Source organism: Cellulosimicrobium cellulans (assembly GCF_016907755.1).
GTDB classification, from domain to species: Bacteria; Actinomycetota; Actinomycetes; order Actinomycetales; family Cellulomonadaceae; genus Cellulosimicrobium; species Cellulosimicrobium cellulans_D.
This window is the reverse complement of sequence record NZ_JAFBCN010000001.1, coordinates 325795-341188: the sequence shown is the minus strand read 5'-3', so window position 1 is coordinate 341188 and position 15394 is coordinate 325795. Positions and strand designations below refer to the sequence as shown.

Below are 15394 nucleotides of genomic sequence, written 5' to 3'. Positions count from 1 at the left end.
CAGCCCGGACGCCGGGCTCGCCGTCCAGGTCGTGGGAACGCTCCCTCCGGTGACAAGTCGGGAATCGGCATTTCACGTGGAAAGTGGTCTAATACCACACACAATCATGATTCGCGCGTCGTCCGCGCAGGAGTGATCCGCGTGCGGGCGGCCTCACCCCGAAGGGACCCTCACCTCGTGAAGAGACTCCTCGCGAGCGCTGCAGCGACAGTGCTCGCACTCGGCGGCCTGCTCGTGGCCACCGCGGCACCTGCCTCCGCCCACAGCGGCGAGCCCGTCGCCGACTGCCAGAGCCTCAAGGTCGATCTCTGGGCGTACGCCTCCGGGAACGGGCTCACCGTCGTCGTCGACGGGAAGACGCTCGAGCCGCGCAACTTCGACGGCCGGTTCTCGAAGACGTATCAGCTCGACCCGACCGTGGCCCACACGTGGAGCGTCGCCGTCGACGCCTCCGACCACGACCGCTACGACGCGGCCTGGGAGGGCACCACCAAGCCGTGCCAGCCCGCCGACGCACCCGTCCAGGTCGGGGTGTACGTCTACCCCAAGCTCGACCCGAAGAGCCCCGCCGCCTGGGAGAACTCCGGCCCGCAGAAGCTCGTCACGAGCGACGAGCTCGCCCTGCCCGAGAAGCCGTGGGACAAGACCTGGCTCGTCGCGCCTCTCGACCTGGAGGAGGTGCGCGCCGTCGCGCGCACCATCGTCCCCGACGTCACCACCGAGGACCTGTGCACCGCGTGGGCCGTGCAGCAGGACCTCGTGGACCTGCCCGGCGGGCTCGACGAGCTCCCGACGGACATCCGCTACTCGCCCGACGGCAAGCACCTCGGCGAGTTCCCCGACGGCACGCTGATCTCGTGGGACCACCAGGACCTCGCCAACCTCTTCCCCGAGGGCGCGTGCGACACCCCCGGGCCGGTCGACGAGGAGGTGGTCGCCCCCGCGACGCCGGAGGTCCCCGCCGCCGTCGAGGTGTGCGGCACCGAGCTGACCGGGGAGAACGTCCCGGCCGAGTCCGAGCAGTTCCGCTACACCGCGACGGCCGAGGGCGTCGTCGCCGAGCCGAAGAACGCCACCGTCGAGTTCTCCGAGGAGACGGCGCAGCTCGGCTACGTCGTCGCCGAGGACGGACGCAGCGCCCTGTTCCCGGTGGCGGACCTGCTTCCCGCGGAGGAGGCGTGCGCGCTCGTCCCGGGCGCGATCGAGGCGGTCTGCCAGGGCGACGTCCCCTACCTCGGCTACGATGTCGCGCTGCCCGAGGGCGTCACCGTCGACGAGGAGAACCCGCTCACCATCACGTTCCTGCACCCCAACGGCGGCGAGGACCACGTCGTGACCGGCCAGCCGCTCAGCGGCACGCTCCTGTGGCCCGGCGCCTCGGCCGCGGAGCCCCAGCAGTGGCCCGGGTTCGTCCGCAACGAGGACGGCTCGTACACGGAGACCGAGGGCAACTTCGCGTGGACGCGTGACGGCGTGGAGGTCCTCTTCGAGGTGAACCCGTCGTACTCGACGGTCGTCACCTACCCGCCCGCGACCAGCGCCTGCGCGAACCCGCCCGTCGCCCCGGTCGCGGTCGAGAACGTCGCCGGTCCCGCCGAGCCCGGCGGCCCCGCGCTCGCCACGACTGGCGCCACCGTCGCGGGCGCCGCGGCCTTCGCCGCCCTGCTCGTCGGCGGCGGTGTCCTGGTGTTCTGGCTGCGCCGCCGCGTGCAGTCCTGACCCCGACGTGGTGACCTGACCGTCACCACCCGCGAGGCCCGCCGTGCCCCGGTCACGGCGGGCCTCGTCGTGTCCGAGCACGCCGCGCCCGGGCGCGGCCCTCAGGACGGCGCGAGGCCGCGCCGTCGGGCACTCAGCCCCAGGTGTCGCGCGGGCCGGGTCCGCGGACCGACTTCTTGCCGCGCCGGAAGCTCGGGCCTGCCGGCCCGAGGACCGTCACCGTCTCCACGACGCCCTCGCCGACCTCGCGCGCGAGACGCTCGAGGAGCTGTGGTGCGAGCAGGCGCACCTGCGTCGCCCACGCCGTCGAGTCCGCCCGCACCACGAGGACCTTGTCCTCGAACGTCTCCGGCTCGCAGTGGTCCGCCACCTGGTCGCCGACCACCTCGCGCCACCGCCCGACGACGCCACCCACCGACACGTCGGCGACCCAGTCGCGCTCCCGCAGCAGCCGCGCGACGACGTCGCCCAGGAGCTGCGGGTCGCGGCCGCCCGGTCGGGCGCCCGACGTCGGGGGGTCGGCCAGGATCCGGCGGCGCGGCTCCTGCCCCGGCCGCAGCCCCTTCGCCCGCGCCGCCGCCTTCGCCCGGTTGAGCGCCTGCCGCGCCACCTCCGCCGGCGGCGTCAGCTCCACGACGTCCCCCACGGGCAGCCCCGTCGCCCGAGGCGCCGCGCTCTCCCCGTCCGTGGAGCCACGCCGCGAAGGGTCACCGGGGGCGGACGGCTGGGCCGCATCGTGCTCGGTGCGGTCGTCGCCGTGGTGGGACGAGAACGCGCCACCCTCAGTCCTCGACACGGCTCACCGTCCCGTCATGGACGGCGAAACGCGCCCCGTCCAGGAGCGCGGGGACGTCGTCGGGGACGGCGGCGGTGATGATGACCTGGCCCGCGCCCGCGACGAGCTCGGCCAGCCGCTCGCGGCGCCGGACGTCGAGCTCGGCGAACACGTCGTCGAGCACGAGCACGGGCTCGCCGTCCGGACCCCACTGGTCCGCCCACAGGAGGGAGTCGAGCCCCGCCGGGGCCCCGTCCTTGAGCAGCCGGTAGGACGCGAGGCGCAGGGCGAGGGCGAACGACCACGACTCGCCGTGGCTCGCGTACCCCTTCGCCGGCAGGCCGCCCAGGGTGAGGACGACGTCGTCGCGGTGGGGTCCGACGAGGTTCACCCCGCGCTCGATCTCCTTCGCCCGCACCGCCCGCATGGCATCCAGCATGCGCTTCTCGAGCGTCGGCGCGTCGGGGAGGCCCGACGTCGGGCCGTCGCCGTCGGTGCCCGGCTCGCCCCGCGGGGGGACACCGTCAGCGGCCCCGTCCGGGTCGAGCGCCTCGTCGACCGACGAGCGGTACGCGATCTGTGCCTCGCCCTGCCCGGCGCTGACCTGCTCGTACGCCTCCGCGACGTACGGCGTGAGCGCCGCGACGAGCTGGAGACGCAGGGCCGTGATCTCGGCACCGAGGCTCGCGAGCCGTGCGTCCCAGACCTCGAGCGTCGCCAGCGGGGACGACGTGCCTTCGGCCGCGTCGTCGTCGGGTGGTGGCTCCGCGGCCCTGGTGCGGCGGGTCGCACGGCGACCCCGGAGCGCGGTCGCGGACTTGAGGAGCGCCCCCCGCTGGCGCAGCACCCGCTCGTAGTCCGCGAGGAGCGCGGCGACGCGCGGGACCAGGAGGACGGCGAGCTGGTCGAGGAACCGGCGGCGACCGTCCGGGTCGCCCTTGACCAGGGCGAGGTCCTCCGGGGCGAAGAGGACGGTGCGCACGATGCCGAGGACGTCGCGCGGCCGCTTCGCGGGGGACCGGTTGATCCGGGCCCGGTTCGCGCGGCCGGAGGCGATTTCCAGCTCGACGGTGCTCGCGCGGTCGCCCCGGACGACCCGGGTCCGGACGACGGCACGCGTGGCGCCGGCCCGGACGAGCGCCGCGTCCCCGGCGACCCGGTGGCTCGCGAGCGTCGCCACGTACCCGATCGCCTCGACGAGGTTCGTCTTGCCCTGACCGTTCGGCCCGACGAGGGCATTCACGCCCGGGACGAGCTCGACGTCGACGGACTCGTACGAGCGGAAGTCGACGAGGGACAGGTGGGAGACGTACATCGCGGGAGGACGTGCCGGGTGAGGGTCGGCCGACCGGTCAGGCCGGGTCGGCGGCCTTCACCGCGTGCCCGCCGAACTGCTGACGCAGCGCCGCGACGGCCTTGAGCGCCGGGGACTGCTCCTGACGCGAGGCGAAGCGCGCGAACAGCGCGGCCGAGATGACGGGCAGCGGCACGGCGTTGTCGATGGCCTCGTCGACGGTCCACCGGCCCTCGCCGGAGTCGTCGACCCAGTCGTCGATCGCGGCGAGCTGCGGGTCCTCCTCGAGCGCCTTGACGAAGAGGTCGAGGAGCCAGGACCGCACGACCGTGCCGCGCGTCCACGCCTTCATCGTGCCGTGCACGTCCGTGACGAGCTCGCTCTTCGCGGCGAGGAGCTCGTAGCCCTCCGCGTACGCCTGCATGAGCCCGTACTCGATGCCGTTGTGGACCATCTTCGCGAAGTGGCCCGCGCCGACCTCGCCCGCGTGGACGAAGCCCTCCTCGCGGGGACCCTCCGGGCGCAGGGCGTCGAAGACCGGCATGGCGGCCTCGACGTGCGTGCGGTCGCCGCCGACCATGAGGCCGTAGCCGTTCTCGAGGCCCCAGACCCCGCCCGAGACGCCGACGTCGAGGTACCCCACGCCCTTCTCGCTCAGCTCGGCGGCGCGCGCCTGGTCCTCGGCGTAGTACGAGTTGCCGCCCTCGATGACGAAGTCGCCCGCGCCGAGCAGGTCGCCGAGCTCCGTCACCACGCCCCGGGTCGGCTCTCCCGCGGGGACCATGACCCACACGATGCGCGGACCGTCGTCGGGCAGGGCCGCGACGAGGTCGGCGAGGGTCGCGACGTCCGACACCTCGGGCCGCGGGTCGTAGCCCACCACCTCGATGCCGGCGGCACGGATGCGCGCCCGCATGTTGTTGCCCATCTTGCCCAGGCCGACGAGTCCGATGCGCGTGACCATGCGAGTCCTCCGGGGTGCGGTGATGCGGTCGAGGCGGTGGTGCGAGAGCGGTCCTCGCGGTGTCAGCCCGCGAAGCGGATCGGCACGAGCAGGTAGCGGTAGTGCGACGAGTCCTCGCCGTCCAGCGAGTCCTGCCCGGTGAACTCCACGGGCTTGTTCGGGTGCGTGAAGCTCAGGCGCACGAAGTCCGTCCCGAGGGCCCCGAGTCCGTCGAGGAGGAACTGCGGGTTGAAGGCCACCGAGATGTCCTCGCCCACGAGCACGGCCTCCAGCGCCTCGGACGCCTGTGCGTCGTCGCCCTGGCCCGCGTCGAGCACGACCTGCCCGTCCGTGAACGACAGCCGGATCGGGGTGTTGCGCTCCGCGACGAGCGACACACGCTTGGCGGCGTCGATGAGCGGCGCCGTCGGCACGACGGCGTGGATCGGGGTCTCGTCGGGGAACAGCCGGCGCACGGCGGGGTAGTCGCCGTCGACGAGCTGCGACGTCGTGTGGCGACCGCCCGCCTCGAAGCCGACGAGGTCCACCCCGGCGCCGGTGTTCAGGCCGACGTTCACGAGGCCCGAGCTGCCGAGCGACTTGGCCACGTCGTTGAGCGTGCGGGCCCGGACGAGCGCCACCGCCGAGTAGCTGGGGGTGACGGGCGTCCAGGTGAGCTCCCGGAGCGCGAGGCGGTAGCGGTCGGTGGCGAGGAGCGTGATCTTCTCGCCCTCGATCTCGACCCGGACCCCGGTGAGCAGGGGAAGGGTGTCGTCGCGGCTCGCCGCCACCGTGACCTGTGCGACGGCGTTCGTCAGCTCGTCGCCCGAGACCGTTCCCGTGAGCTCGGGCATCGCGGGCAGGGCGGGGTACTCGTCCACAGGCATGGTGAGCAGCGTGAAGCGGCTCGCTCCGCAGGTCACCGTGACCTTGTTGCCCTCGAGGACGACGTCGACCGGCTTCGCCGGGAGCGCACGGGAGATCTCGGCGAGCAGACGCCCGGACACGAGCACCGTGCCGGGCTCGCTCACCTCGGCGGGGATCTCCGAGCGGGCCGAGACCTCGTAGTCGAAGCTCGACAGGCCGATCGTCCCGGACGCGTCCGCCTCGAGCCGTACACCGGCGAGCACCGGGGCGGGCGGGCGGGTCGGCAGGGTCCGCGCCGTCCAGGTCACCGCGTCGGCCAGGACATCACGCTCAACCCGGAACTTCATCCCACACCCTCTCGTCCCAACGTCCTGATCGGACTCGATCTTCACATGTGCCGTCCGGCTGCGCCTCGGCGCACGGCTCGTCGTCGGGCTGAGGACGTCCTGACCGCTCGAGGGAAGGCCCGTGGCGGGGGACGCGAGGAGCTCGGGTCGCAGGTCCGCGCACACGTGTCGTGCATGAACCCTACGCGAGGAGGCGGTCGGGAGGAACTGGAACGACGTCGCTGGGGACAGTCCTGTGCACCGACGTCGTCAGGGCATCGTCGCGAGCGTCCGCGGTGTGCCGACGGGCGATCCGCTGGTCGCCGGTGGGACCGTCGGGCAGGGTGGTCGGAGCGGTCGCGCACGTCGGCCGTCGGAGCCTGATGAAGGCGTGTGGAATTCCCCCTTGATAACACTTTCGTCGTCGTCATAGGGGTTGTGGAATGCGTGGAAAACAGGTGTCCTCGCAGGTCAGAGGGCGAAACTGCGTGTGGACGAGCTGGTGGTCCCGCTGTGGGAAAGTCGCACGCCCTGTGGGCAACTGATCTGTCCCCACACGTCGTCCACCGACGGGTGCCATGTCATCCACACCTGAGGGCCCGTCGTCCACAGTTATCCACAGACGCATGCACAACCGTGTCATCGGAGAGCCGTCCACAGACTGTGCACGGTGCATCGTTTCCACAGCCATTCCGGGGAAAACCCTCGTCACTCCGCGGGTTGCGGAACGCCGCCGAGCGCTGTGGTCGATCGTCGATCCCTGGATCACGCGGATGTCACAACTCACAGGCGCCCTGTGGATGACTGTGGACAACTCGACCCACACGCTGTGTACGACACGGTGATGGAGGAGCCGTGGACTGTGCGGAGACGCTCTGGCGAGCTGTATCCACAGGATGATGCACCCCGGTGGGCATCTCTGTGGATCTGTGCGGAGGACGACACGGCACGGTGGTCCTGGTCATGGGTGGTCCCCGACACGGCTGCCTGTCGACAGCCCGGACCGGACTCCATGGGCGGGCGGTGGGTACGGGCCCCCACGGCGACGGGCCTCAGCCCCGGCGCTGCTGCTTGATCCTGCTCGTCAGCTCGGTGACCTGGTTGTAGGTGGACCGTCGCTCCGCCATCTGCTCCGTGATCTTGCGGTTCGCGTGCATGACCGTCGTGTGGTCGCGGCCACCGAACTGCTGGCCGATCTTCGGCAGCGAGAGGTCGGTCAGCTCACGGCACAGGTACATGGCGATCTGCCGCGCGGTGACGAGGACGCGCGAGCGCGAGCTCCCGCAGAGGTCGTCGATCGTCAGGCCGAAGTACGCGGCCGTCTGGGCGATGATCGCGGCGGGGGTGATCTCTGCGCTGTCCTCGTCGGTGATGAGGTCCTTGAGGACGATCTCGGCGAGCGGGAGGTCGACCTGCTGGCGGTTGAGGTTCGCGAAGGCCGTCACGCGGATCAGCGCGCCCTCGAGCTCGCGGATGTTCGTCGAGATGCGAGAGCCGATGTAGGAGAGGACGTCGTCCGGGGCCGCGAGCCGCTCGTTCGACGCCTTCTTGCGGAGGATCGCGATGCGCGTCTCGAGGTCCGGCGGCTGCACGTCGGTGATGAGGCCCCACTCGAACCGCGAGCGGAGCCGGTCCTCGAACCCGTTGAGCTGCTTGGGCGGCAGGTCCGAGGTGATGACGACCTGCTTGTTGGCGTTGTGGAGGGCGTTGAAGGTGTGGAAGAACTCCTCCATCGTCTGTTCCTTGCCCTGGAGGAACTGGATGTCGTCGATGAGGAGGACGTCGACGTCCCGGTAGCGGCGCTGGAACGCACCGGCCTTGCCCTCGCCGATCGAGTTGATGAAGTCGTTGGTGAACTCCTCGGAGTTCACGTAGCGCACGCGGACGTTGGGGTAGAGGTTGTGCGCGTAGTGGCCGATCGCGTGCAGCAGGTGCGTCTTGCCGAGGCCCGAGTCCCCGTAGATGAACAGGGGGTTGTAGGCCTTGGCAGGCGCCTCGGCGACGGCGACGGCCGCGGCGTGCGCGAACCTGTTCGACGACCCGATGACGAACGTCTCGAAGACGTACTTGGGGTTGAGCCGGCTCGGCTCGGCCTGCGGGCGAGGCGGGGGAGGGGGCGGGAGGTCGGGCAGACCGTCGTCCGGTTCGATGTACGGTCGCTCCACGGCGGGGCGAGAGGCAGGTGCCACGACCGGGTCCGAGCTGAGCTCCGGGTCGACCGTGATGCCGAAGCGGACGTCGCGGCCGAGGCAGGAGGACATCGCCGTCACGAGCTCGTCGCGCACGCGGGTCTCGAGATACGTCCGGGTCTGCTCGTGCGGCACCGCGATGAAGACCGTGTCGTCGAGGATCGCGAGGGGCTTGGCGAGCCGGATGAACGCGATCTGCCGCGGCGTGATGTCCGGGCTCGCCTCGAGGATGCTCAGGGTCTGCGCCCAGACGTCGGCGATGTTCTCGTCCGGGTTGGCCACGGGCAGTTCCTCACAGGTCGAGGGTGTGCGTCGGCGCGCAGGGCCGACCGTCGAGCGCGCGCTGACGGGCCGGGCGGGGTGCGCCGACGAAGAAAGGTCACGGGTGTGGTGATGCTGAGGTCGATCGTGCCATGGGAACCCCTCGTCCACATAGTTGTCCACAGGCTGTGGGTTATAGGGTGAGCATGGTCTCAGCGCCGTTCCGCTGCCGGTGGCGACTCGACACCGCGGTGCGCGTCCGGGGGCACACCTCACCCGTCCTGGTTTGACCTGGAGGGGTCGCTCAGCGTAACGTCAGACAGCCGTTCCAGGTGATCTTGGCGCGCCCGCGTGGAGGAGACTCGACACGAGGCCTCGCGTCGTGAGCTGCCTGCAAGGATCCGGTGCCCCCAGCAATGGCCCACTCGATCTGCGTGCCTGGACGACGACCCGAGCGGGCGACCGCACGGCGCACCACCTGAACCACCGACAGGCTCCAACCGGAACCTGTCACTGCATCGTCGAGGACATAGACGGTGTACCTCCCCGACGTTCTTGGAGTACCTCGTGAGCAAGCGGACCTTCCAGCCGAACAACCGGCGCCGGGCGAAGACCCACGGCTTCCGGCTGCGCATGCGGACCCGTGCCGGCCGCGCCATCCTGGCTGCCCGCCGTCGCAAGGGCCGCACCGAGCTCTCTGCCTGATCCCACGTGCTCCCCGCGGCGCACCGACTGCGCCGTTCCGTCGATTTCGAGCGGGCGGTGCGCCGCGGCGTGCGTGCGGGTAGGTCGACCGTGGTCGTGCACCTCTCGGAGGATCGTGAGGGGGACGCGCAGCCACAGGTCGGCTTCGTCGTCTCCAAGGCAGTGGGGAACGCGGTGCACCGCAACCTCGTGAAGCGTCGTCTGCGTGCCGCGACCGCGTCACGCCTCGACATGCTGCCCGCGCACGGGCGCGCCGTCGTCCGCGCGCTCCCCTCCTCCGCCGCCGCGCCCTTCGCCGTCCTGAGCGCCGATCTCGACAGCGGCCTCGATCGCGCCGTGCAGCGCCTCCATGAGCGCTCGGGCGTGGATCGATGACGACCACGCACCCGGTCGACGGTCCCGGCGTCACGTCCCCCGAGGATGTCGACGGCCGCGGAGCTCCCGGCATCGTGCGCCGCGTCGTCGCCGTCCTGCGCCGCGTCCCCGCGCTCACTCTCATCGGCATGATCCGGGCCTACCAGTCGGTGATCTCCCCGATGACGGGGCCCACGTGCAAGTACTACCCGTCCTGCTCCCAGTACGCCCTCACGGCGGTGCGTCGTCATGGCGCGCTGCGCGGAACGGGCCTCGCCCTCTGGCGGCTGCTGCGCTGCAACCCCTGGAGCCTCGGTGGGGTCGACGACGTTCCGCCGGCACGACACACGCACTAGACCGCAGCCCGATCACGGGCGATTCACAAGCTTTGTCCGAAGTTGAGGGAGCAGTCACCGATGGACTTCTTCGCGATCCTCTACCCCATCGAGTGGGTAGTCGCCTGGATCATGTACCTGTGCCACCAGGGCCTGACGTATCTGGGGTTCTCCGACGGTCCGGGCCCGGCCTGGGTGCTGTCGATCGTCGGCCTGGTCATCATCATCCGTATCCTGCTGATCCCGCTGTTCTTCAAGCAGATCAAGGCCTCGCGCGGGATGCAGATGCTGCAGCCCGAGATGCAGGCGATCCAGAAGAAGTACAAGGGGAAGACGGACCCGGCGTCCCGCGAGGCCATGAGCCGCGAGACCATGGACCTGTACCGCAAGCACGGGACGAACCCCTTCGCGTCGTGCATGCCGATCCTGCTGCAGTCGCCGATCTTCTTCGCGCTCTTCCGGGTCCTGAACGGCCTGGTGCCGATCTCCAACGGTACGGATGACCCGATCGGTCCGATCAACTCCGCGGTCGCGAGCGACATCGAGAGCTCGTCCGTCTTCGGTGCGAAGCTGTCCGACGTCTTTCTTCAGACGGACGACCTGCAGACGAAGATCGTCATCGCCGTGCTCATCGTCGCCATGTGCGCGACGACGTTCTTCACGCAGCGCCAGCTCACGATGAAGAACATGCCGAAGGCGGCGCTCGAGGGTCCGATGGCGTCGACGCAGAAGATGATGCTCTACGTCTTCCCGTTCATCTTCGCCGTGTCGGGCGTCAACTTCCCCGTCGGTGTGCTCGTGTACTGGACGACGACGAACCTCTGGTCGATGGGGCAGCAGTTCTACACGATCCGACGCATGCCCGCGCCGGGCTCCGAGGCGGAGCGACTCCTCAAGGAGCGGCAGGCCCGCAAGAAGGCGGCCAAGGGCATCGTCGAGGACGCCACGCCCGTGATCGAGCAGCCCCGCGGCCAGCGTCAGCAGCCGAAGCGCAAGGACCGTCAGAAGGGTGCTGCGCGCCCGGTCGAGACGTCCGCAGCGGTGGGTGCTGACGACGCCTCTGTGGAGGACGCACCGGTGAGCGACGTCGATTCCGGGACGAACGACGGCGCGAAGGGCTCGTCGTCCACCGAGACGCCCAAGCCTGCGCCCAAGAAGAAGAAGCAGAAGTAGACCCGCGCCCGAGCGCGCCCGCCGTGAGGAGCACCGTCATGACCCCCACAGAGACCCCTGCGCCTGAAGAGGCCGTCACCGACGAGTCGACGCGCGAGACCACCAGCCTGGAAGAGGAGGGTGAGATCGCGGCGGACTACCTCGAGGAGCTGCTCGACATCGCCGACCTCGACGGTGACATCGACATCGACGTCGAGCACGACCGCGCGGCCGTCGAGATCGTCGCCGACGACCCCGCGGCACTGCGTTCCCTCGTCGGTGACGACGGTGACGTCCTCGACGCGCTCCAGGAGCTGACCCGACTCGCCGTCCAGGCGCGGACCGGGGAGCGGAGTCGACTGATGCTGGACGTCGCCGGCTTCCGTGCTGCTCGGCGCCGTGAGCTCACCGCACAGGCCGAGGACGCGATCTCACGCGTTCGGTCCGAGGGGGCGAAGGTGTCGCTGGAGCCCCTGAACGCGTTCGAGCGCAAGGTGATCCACGACGCGGTGGCCGCAGCCGGTCTCCGGAGCGACTCCGAGGGCGTGGAGCCCCAGCGCTACGTGGTGATCTACCCCGCCGACTGACGCAGTCGCGTGTCAGACGCCCTTCGCCCCCCGTTTCACGTGAAACGGGGGGCGAACGTCTTGTACGGCACCTGAGAAGCAGGTGTCGTGCCGGTGGCAGAGGCCTGGCGGCGCTGGGTGGGCGCGCGGGGACCTGGAGAGTCGCACGGTCGACGGGATCACCTGGTGATCGGGCACGCCGTCGGGCGTTTCACGTGAAACGATGTGGCGTGCCCCATCACGAGGAGACAGAGGAGCCGATGCACGGCCTGGCTGACGGCGACGCCGAACCGCAGATCTCGCGGGAGGCGTTGACCGAGTATTTCGGCGCGTCGTTCCCGACCGTTGAACGGTTCGCGGACCGCCTCCGTGAGGAGGGCGAACTGCGTGGTCTCATCGGACCGCGCGAGGTCCCACGTATCTGGGACCGGCACATCCTGAACTCCGCGGCGGTCGTCCCGTTCCTCCCGCAGACCGGTCTCATCGCGGACATCGGATCGGGCGCGGGCCTTCCAGGGATCGTGATCGCCGCGATGCGCCCGCAGGCCTCCGTCTACCTGGTCGAGCCGATGGAGCGGCGATGTGCCTGGTTGTCGGAGATCGCGGCGGATCTGGGCCTCGCGAACGTCGAGGTGAAGCGGGGCCGCGCGGAGGAGTATCACGGTGCGTTCGAGTGTGACGCCGTGACCTCTCGCGCTGTGGCAGCACTGGACAAGCTGGCGCGGCTGTCGTTGCCGTTGGTTCGACCGGGTGGCGAGATGATCGTCCTGAAGGGCCGCAACGTGGCGCGAGAGATCGAGCCCGCCCGGAAGGTGCTTCGACGGCTCAAGGGGGGCGAACCCGAGATCGTGGACGCACCCACGATTCCTGGTGTGGAGACCACCACGGTCGTGCGCATCGTGCGGCAGACTGGGGCACGCTGAAACCGCCCCTGACGTCAGCACGGATGTCTTGACGACACGGGGATGACGTGCGCCCGACATCCACCGATGAGTGGGCCGGACGGCGCATGCTGGGACGCGACGACGGAGAGGATGAGGCGCGTGACGGAAAGCCCTGTCGACCCTGGAGAGCTCCAGGATCGGTCGGCGACGTCTCTCTCGGAGGACAGGGGAGGGGCCCGAAGCTCTGGCAACGAGGATGACCGGCGAGCAGCGCTGATGGCGAGCTTGCCGGACACGGACGAGTCGACACCGCTTGCCGCTCAGCTCGCCGAAGACGCTCGGCGTCGCATCGACCTCCAGGGTCGGCGATTCCCACGGCCAGTCTCGACGCGCATCATCACCGTGGCGAACCAGAAGGGCGGCGTGGGGAAGACCACCACGACCGTCAACCTCGCGGCAGGCCTCGCGCTGGCGGGTCTCAACGTCCTCGTCATCGACAACGACCCCCAGGGAAACGCCTCGACGGCGCTCGGTGTCGAACACCGCGCCGGGACACCGTCGGTCTACGAGGTCCTGGTCGACGGAGACCCCCTCGCCAGCGCGGTCCAGCAGTGCCCTGACATTCCCACGCTCTGGTGCGTGCCGGCGACGATCGATCTGTCAGGGGCTGAGATCGAGCTGGTCTCGCTCGTTTCACGTGAAACACGGCTCCGTCGCGCGCTCGACGAGTACCTGGCGGGGCGGGAACGAGAGGGCCTGGCACCCATCGACTACGTCCTGGTCGACTGCCCCCCGAGCCTGGGCCTCCTGACCGTCAACGCCTTCGTCGTCGGCCGCGAGGTGCTCATCCCGATCCAGTGCGAGTACTACGCACTGGAGGGCCTGAGCCAGCTCCTGAAGACGATCGAGCTCATCAAGTCGCATCTGAACCCCGGTCTGCACGTCTCGACGATCCTTCTCACGATGTACGACGGGCGCACCAACCTTGCGCAGCAGGTCGCGGCAGAGGTCAGGGAGCACTTTCCCGACCAGACACTGCGGACCACAGTCCCCCGCTCGGTACGGATCTCCGAGGCACCGAGTCACGGGCAGACGGTCATGACCTACGATCCTGGCTCGACGGGTGCGCTCGCGTACCTGGAGGCAGCGCGTGAGCTGACGCAACGCGGCGCGAACAGGCCCGACGATCGCGACCTCGACGCTCTGTCTGGGCGGGACTCGGCGCAGGAGCGGGGCTCCACTCCTGTGCCTGACAGCTTGTCCCCGACGGTCCGAACCGAACACGAGTTTGCCGGCACCATCGGTGGTCCCGGCCTGCGGCAGGAGGAACTGCGATGAGCGAGAAGCGTCGAGGGCTCGGTCGGGGGCTGGGTGCTCTGATCCCGACCAGTTCGGAGGGGAAGCGCCCAGTCGACGTCTTCTTCCCGAGCCCGACCGAGGAGCCGGTGCACGACGACGTCTCGAGCGAGGACGCGCTCGCAGCGCCGGGGGAGGACCGCGATGCGGCCGAGAAAGGCACTGGTCCCGTTCCGGTCGTGACGCTTGTCGCTGACGCCGGATCGGGCCCGGCAGATCTGGATTCCTTGACGTCGCTGTCCGCACACGACCTTGCCGAGCTGGACGCACTGAGTGCGGGCGGGCGCGGACCGCTTGGTGCGAGCGACGCTGAGGACGAGCGGTCGGGCACGCAGGTCACTTCACCAGGTGGTGGCGACACGGCGCCGCCTCCCGCCGACAGCCCGGACGACGTGGTTTCACGTGAAACGGCGCCTCAGGCCCAGAACGGGGACGGATCGGCGGTCTCCGGCGCGAAGTCGACCTCGGAGTCTCCCGCTGATGGCGACGGTGCCGTCACTGAGGAATGGGCAGGCAGCGCCGCTGCCGACCTCGTCCCCGTCCCTGGGGCACGCTTCGCCGAGGTGCCGACGGCCTCGATCCGTCCGAACCCCCGTCAGCCGCGCACCGTCTTCGACGAGGGTGACCTCGACGAGCTGATCGGATCGATTCGCGAGATCGGCGTTCTTCAGCCGATCGTCGTTCGACCGGTCCCCGGAGAGGACGGCTCCTTTGAGCTGATCATGGGCGAGCGGCGCTGGCGCGCGACGCAAGCTGCCGGCCTCGACGTCATTCCCGCGATCATCCGCGAGACGGACGACGCCGACCTGCTGCGCGACGCGCTTCTCGAGAACCTGCACCGCAGCGCACTCAACCCCCTGGAAGAGGCAGCGGCGTACCGTCAGCTGCTCGACGACTTCGGCTGCACGCATGAGGAACTCGCTGAGCGGATCTCGCGCAGTCGCCCGCAGATCTCGAACACCCTCCGGCTGCTGCGTCTGCCGCCCCTCGTGCAGCGACGGGTCGCCGCAGGCGTCCTCTCCGCCGGACACGCCCGCGCTCTCCTGGGCCTCACTGACGGCGCGGACATCGAACGTCTCGCCCAGCGGATCGTCGCCGAAGGGCTCTCGGTGCGCGCGACCGAGGAGATCGTCGCGATGGGCGGACTGGACGGTGAGCGTCGTGCGCCGCGCGCCCCTCGGGCGGGTCAACGGTCTGCGGCGATCGACGAGCTCGCGCATCGACTCTCGGACCGCTTCGAGACGCGGGTCAAGGTCGATCTTGGCAAGAACAAGGGGCGCCTCACGGTCGAGTTCGCGTCGGTCGAGGACTTGAACCGGATCCTGGACGTGATGGCCCCGGAAGACCCGGGCCTCCTGCGCAAGTAGCCAGATGCGCACTGCCGACGTGTGAGGCGACGTCGGAACCCGGCCGGGACCGCCATGGGGTGCTCGTGAGTACCAGCGGTGGTCCCGGCCTCATGCTGCGCCGCCAGGAGGCGGGCTCCGTGCATGTCGTGTGCGCCACGGCACGCGCTGGCGGTGATTCCGGTACCGACGGTACACGTGACCGGTACGCGGGGGAGGGGCGTCGCGGCGCCCTCCGTGCGAGGAGGTTACGACGGCGATCACGCGCACTCGTGAGGTGTCCCGCGGGACTGCAGCGCCGCGTCATGGCCGAGTTCTCGAC

General features: G+C 70.2%; 14 protein-coding genes. 9 read left to right on the top strand and 5 right to left on the bottom strand.

The window, feature by feature from the left end:
- The first annotated feature begins 177 nt into the window (after positions 1-177).
- Entirely contained in the window at positions 178-1719 is a 1542-nt protein-coding gene (locus JOE63_RS01470) for a hypothetical protein (RefSeq protein ID WP_204538554.1), read from the top strand.
- A gap of 133 nt (positions 1720-1852) precedes the next feature.
- Here the strand turns inward: JOE63_RS01470 and JOE63_RS01465 are convergent, their stop codons facing one another.
- The 5 genes from JOE63_RS01465 to dnaA form a co-directional block, all read right to left on the bottom strand.
- Positions 1853-2365, bottom strand: coding sequence for a DUF721 domain-containing protein (locus tag JOE63_RS01465; RefSeq protein WP_264028989.1), 513 nt, complete (start codon positions 2363-2365; stop codon positions 1853-1855).
- A 136-nt stretch (positions 2366-2501) separates the two neighbouring features.
- A complete protein-coding gene (recF, locus tag JOE63_RS01460) occupies positions 2502-3809 on the bottom strand; it encodes a DNA replication/repair protein RecF (protein ID WP_204538551.1) in 1308 nt (435 codons plus the stop codon).
- Between the two features lie 37 nt (positions 3810-3846).
- Positions 3847-4752 carry a phosphogluconate dehydrogenase (NAD(+)-dependent, decarboxylating) gene (gnd, locus tag JOE63_RS01455; RefSeq protein WP_204538548.1) on the bottom strand — a complete coding sequence of 302 codons (906 nt, stop codon included), beginning with the start codon at positions 4750-4752 and terminating at the stop codon, positions 3847-3849.
- A gap of 62 nt (positions 4753-4814) precedes the next feature.
- Complete coding sequence (gene dnaN / locus JOE63_RS01450; RefSeq protein ID WP_204538545.1) at positions 4815-5945, bottom strand: DNA polymerase III subunit beta; 1131 nt, start codon at positions 5943-5945, stop codon at positions 4815-4817.
- A 1031-nt stretch (positions 5946-6976) separates the two neighbouring features.
- Complete coding sequence (dnaA, locus tag JOE63_RS01445; RefSeq protein ID WP_087470426.1) at positions 6977-8395, bottom strand: chromosomal replication initiator protein DnaA; 1419 nt, start codon at positions 8393-8395, stop codon at positions 6977-6979.
- Between the two features lie 546 nt (positions 8396-8941).
- Here dnaA and rpmH point away from each other — a divergent pair.
- The 8 genes from rpmH (at position 8942) to JOE63_RS01405 (ending at position 15093) form a co-directional block, all read left to right on the top strand.
- On the top strand, positions 8942-9079 hold the full coding sequence (gene rpmH / locus JOE63_RS01440; RefSeq protein WP_034225701.1) for a 50S ribosomal protein L34: 138 nt from the start codon (positions 8942-8944) through the stop codon (positions 9077-9079).
- A 6-nt stretch (positions 9080-9085) separates the two neighbouring features.
- A complete protein-coding gene (gene rnpA, locus JOE63_RS01435; RefSeq protein ID WP_204538542.1) occupies positions 9086-9454 on the top strand; it encodes a ribonuclease P protein component in 369 nt (122 codons plus the stop codon).
- The gene (yidD, locus tag JOE63_RS21580) at positions 9451-9789 is read left to right on the top strand and encodes a membrane protein insertion efficiency factor YidD (RefSeq protein ID WP_307839890.1); all 339 of its coding nucleotides are present in this window, start codon (positions 9451-9453) and stop codon (positions 9787-9789) included. The genes rnpA and yidD overlap by 4 nt, the downstream gene beginning before the upstream one ends.
- 60 nt (positions 9790-9849) lie before the next feature.
- Positions 9850-10941 (top strand): membrane protein insertase YidC, encoded by a 1092-nt coding sequence (gene yidC / locus JOE63_RS01425; protein WP_204538539.1) that lies wholly within the window; start codon positions 9850-9852, stop codon positions 10939-10941.
- Positions 10942-10979: 38 nt separating this feature from the next.
- A complete protein-coding gene (locus tag JOE63_RS01420) occupies positions 10980-11507 on the top strand; it encodes a Jag family protein (protein WP_087470422.1) in 528 nt (175 codons plus the stop codon).
- Positions 11508-11746: 239 nt separating this feature from the next.
- A complete protein-coding gene (gene rsmG / locus JOE63_RS01415) occupies positions 11747-12409 on the top strand; it encodes a 16S rRNA (guanine(527)-N(7))-methyltransferase RsmG (protein ID WP_087472625.1) in 663 nt (220 codons plus the stop codon).
- Positions 12410-12529: 120 nt separating this feature from the next.
- Entirely contained in the window at positions 12530-13708 is a 1179-nt protein-coding gene (locus JOE63_RS01410) for a ParA family protein (protein ID WP_279627892.1), read from the top strand.
- On the top strand, positions 13705-15093 hold the full coding sequence (locus JOE63_RS01405; protein ID WP_204538536.1) for a ParB/RepB/Spo0J family partition protein: 1389 nt from the start codon (positions 13705-13707) through the stop codon (positions 15091-15093). The genes JOE63_RS01410 and JOE63_RS01405 overlap by 4 nt, the downstream gene beginning before the upstream one ends.
- Positions 15094-15394 lie beyond the last annotated feature (301 nt).

Bases quoted from the DNA above. Each gene is read 5' to 3' on its own strand.
- recF (WP_204538551.1), bottom strand. From the start codon at position 3,809: ATGTACGTCTCCCACCTGTCCCTCGTCGACTTCCGCTCGTACGAGTCC.
- gnd (WP_204538548.1), bottom strand. From the start codon at position 4,752: ATGGTCACGCGCATCGGACTCGTCGGCCTGGGCAAGATGGGCAACAAC.
- dnaN (WP_204538545.1), bottom strand. From the start codon at position 5,945: ATGAAGTTCCGGGTTGAGCGTGATGTCCTGGCCGACGCGGTGACCTGG.
- yidD (WP_307839890.1), top strand. From the start codon at position 9,451: ATGACGACCACGCACCCGGTCGACGGTCCCGGCGTCACGTCCCCCGAG.
- yidC (WP_204538539.1), top strand. From the start codon at position 9,850: ATGGACTTCTTCGCGATCCTCTACCCCATCGAGTGGGTAGTCGCCTGG.
- JOE63_RS01420 (WP_087470422.1), top strand. From the start codon at position 10,980: ATGACCCCCACAGAGACCCCTGCGCCTGAAGAGGCCGTCACCGACGAG.
- rsmG (WP_087472625.1), top strand. From the start codon at position 11,747: ATGCACGGCCTGGCTGACGGCGACGCCGAACCGCAGATCTCGCGGGAG.
- JOE63_RS01405 (WP_204538536.1), top strand. From the start codon at position 13,705: ATGAGCGAGAAGCGTCGAGGGCTCGGTCGGGGGCTGGGTGCTCTGATC.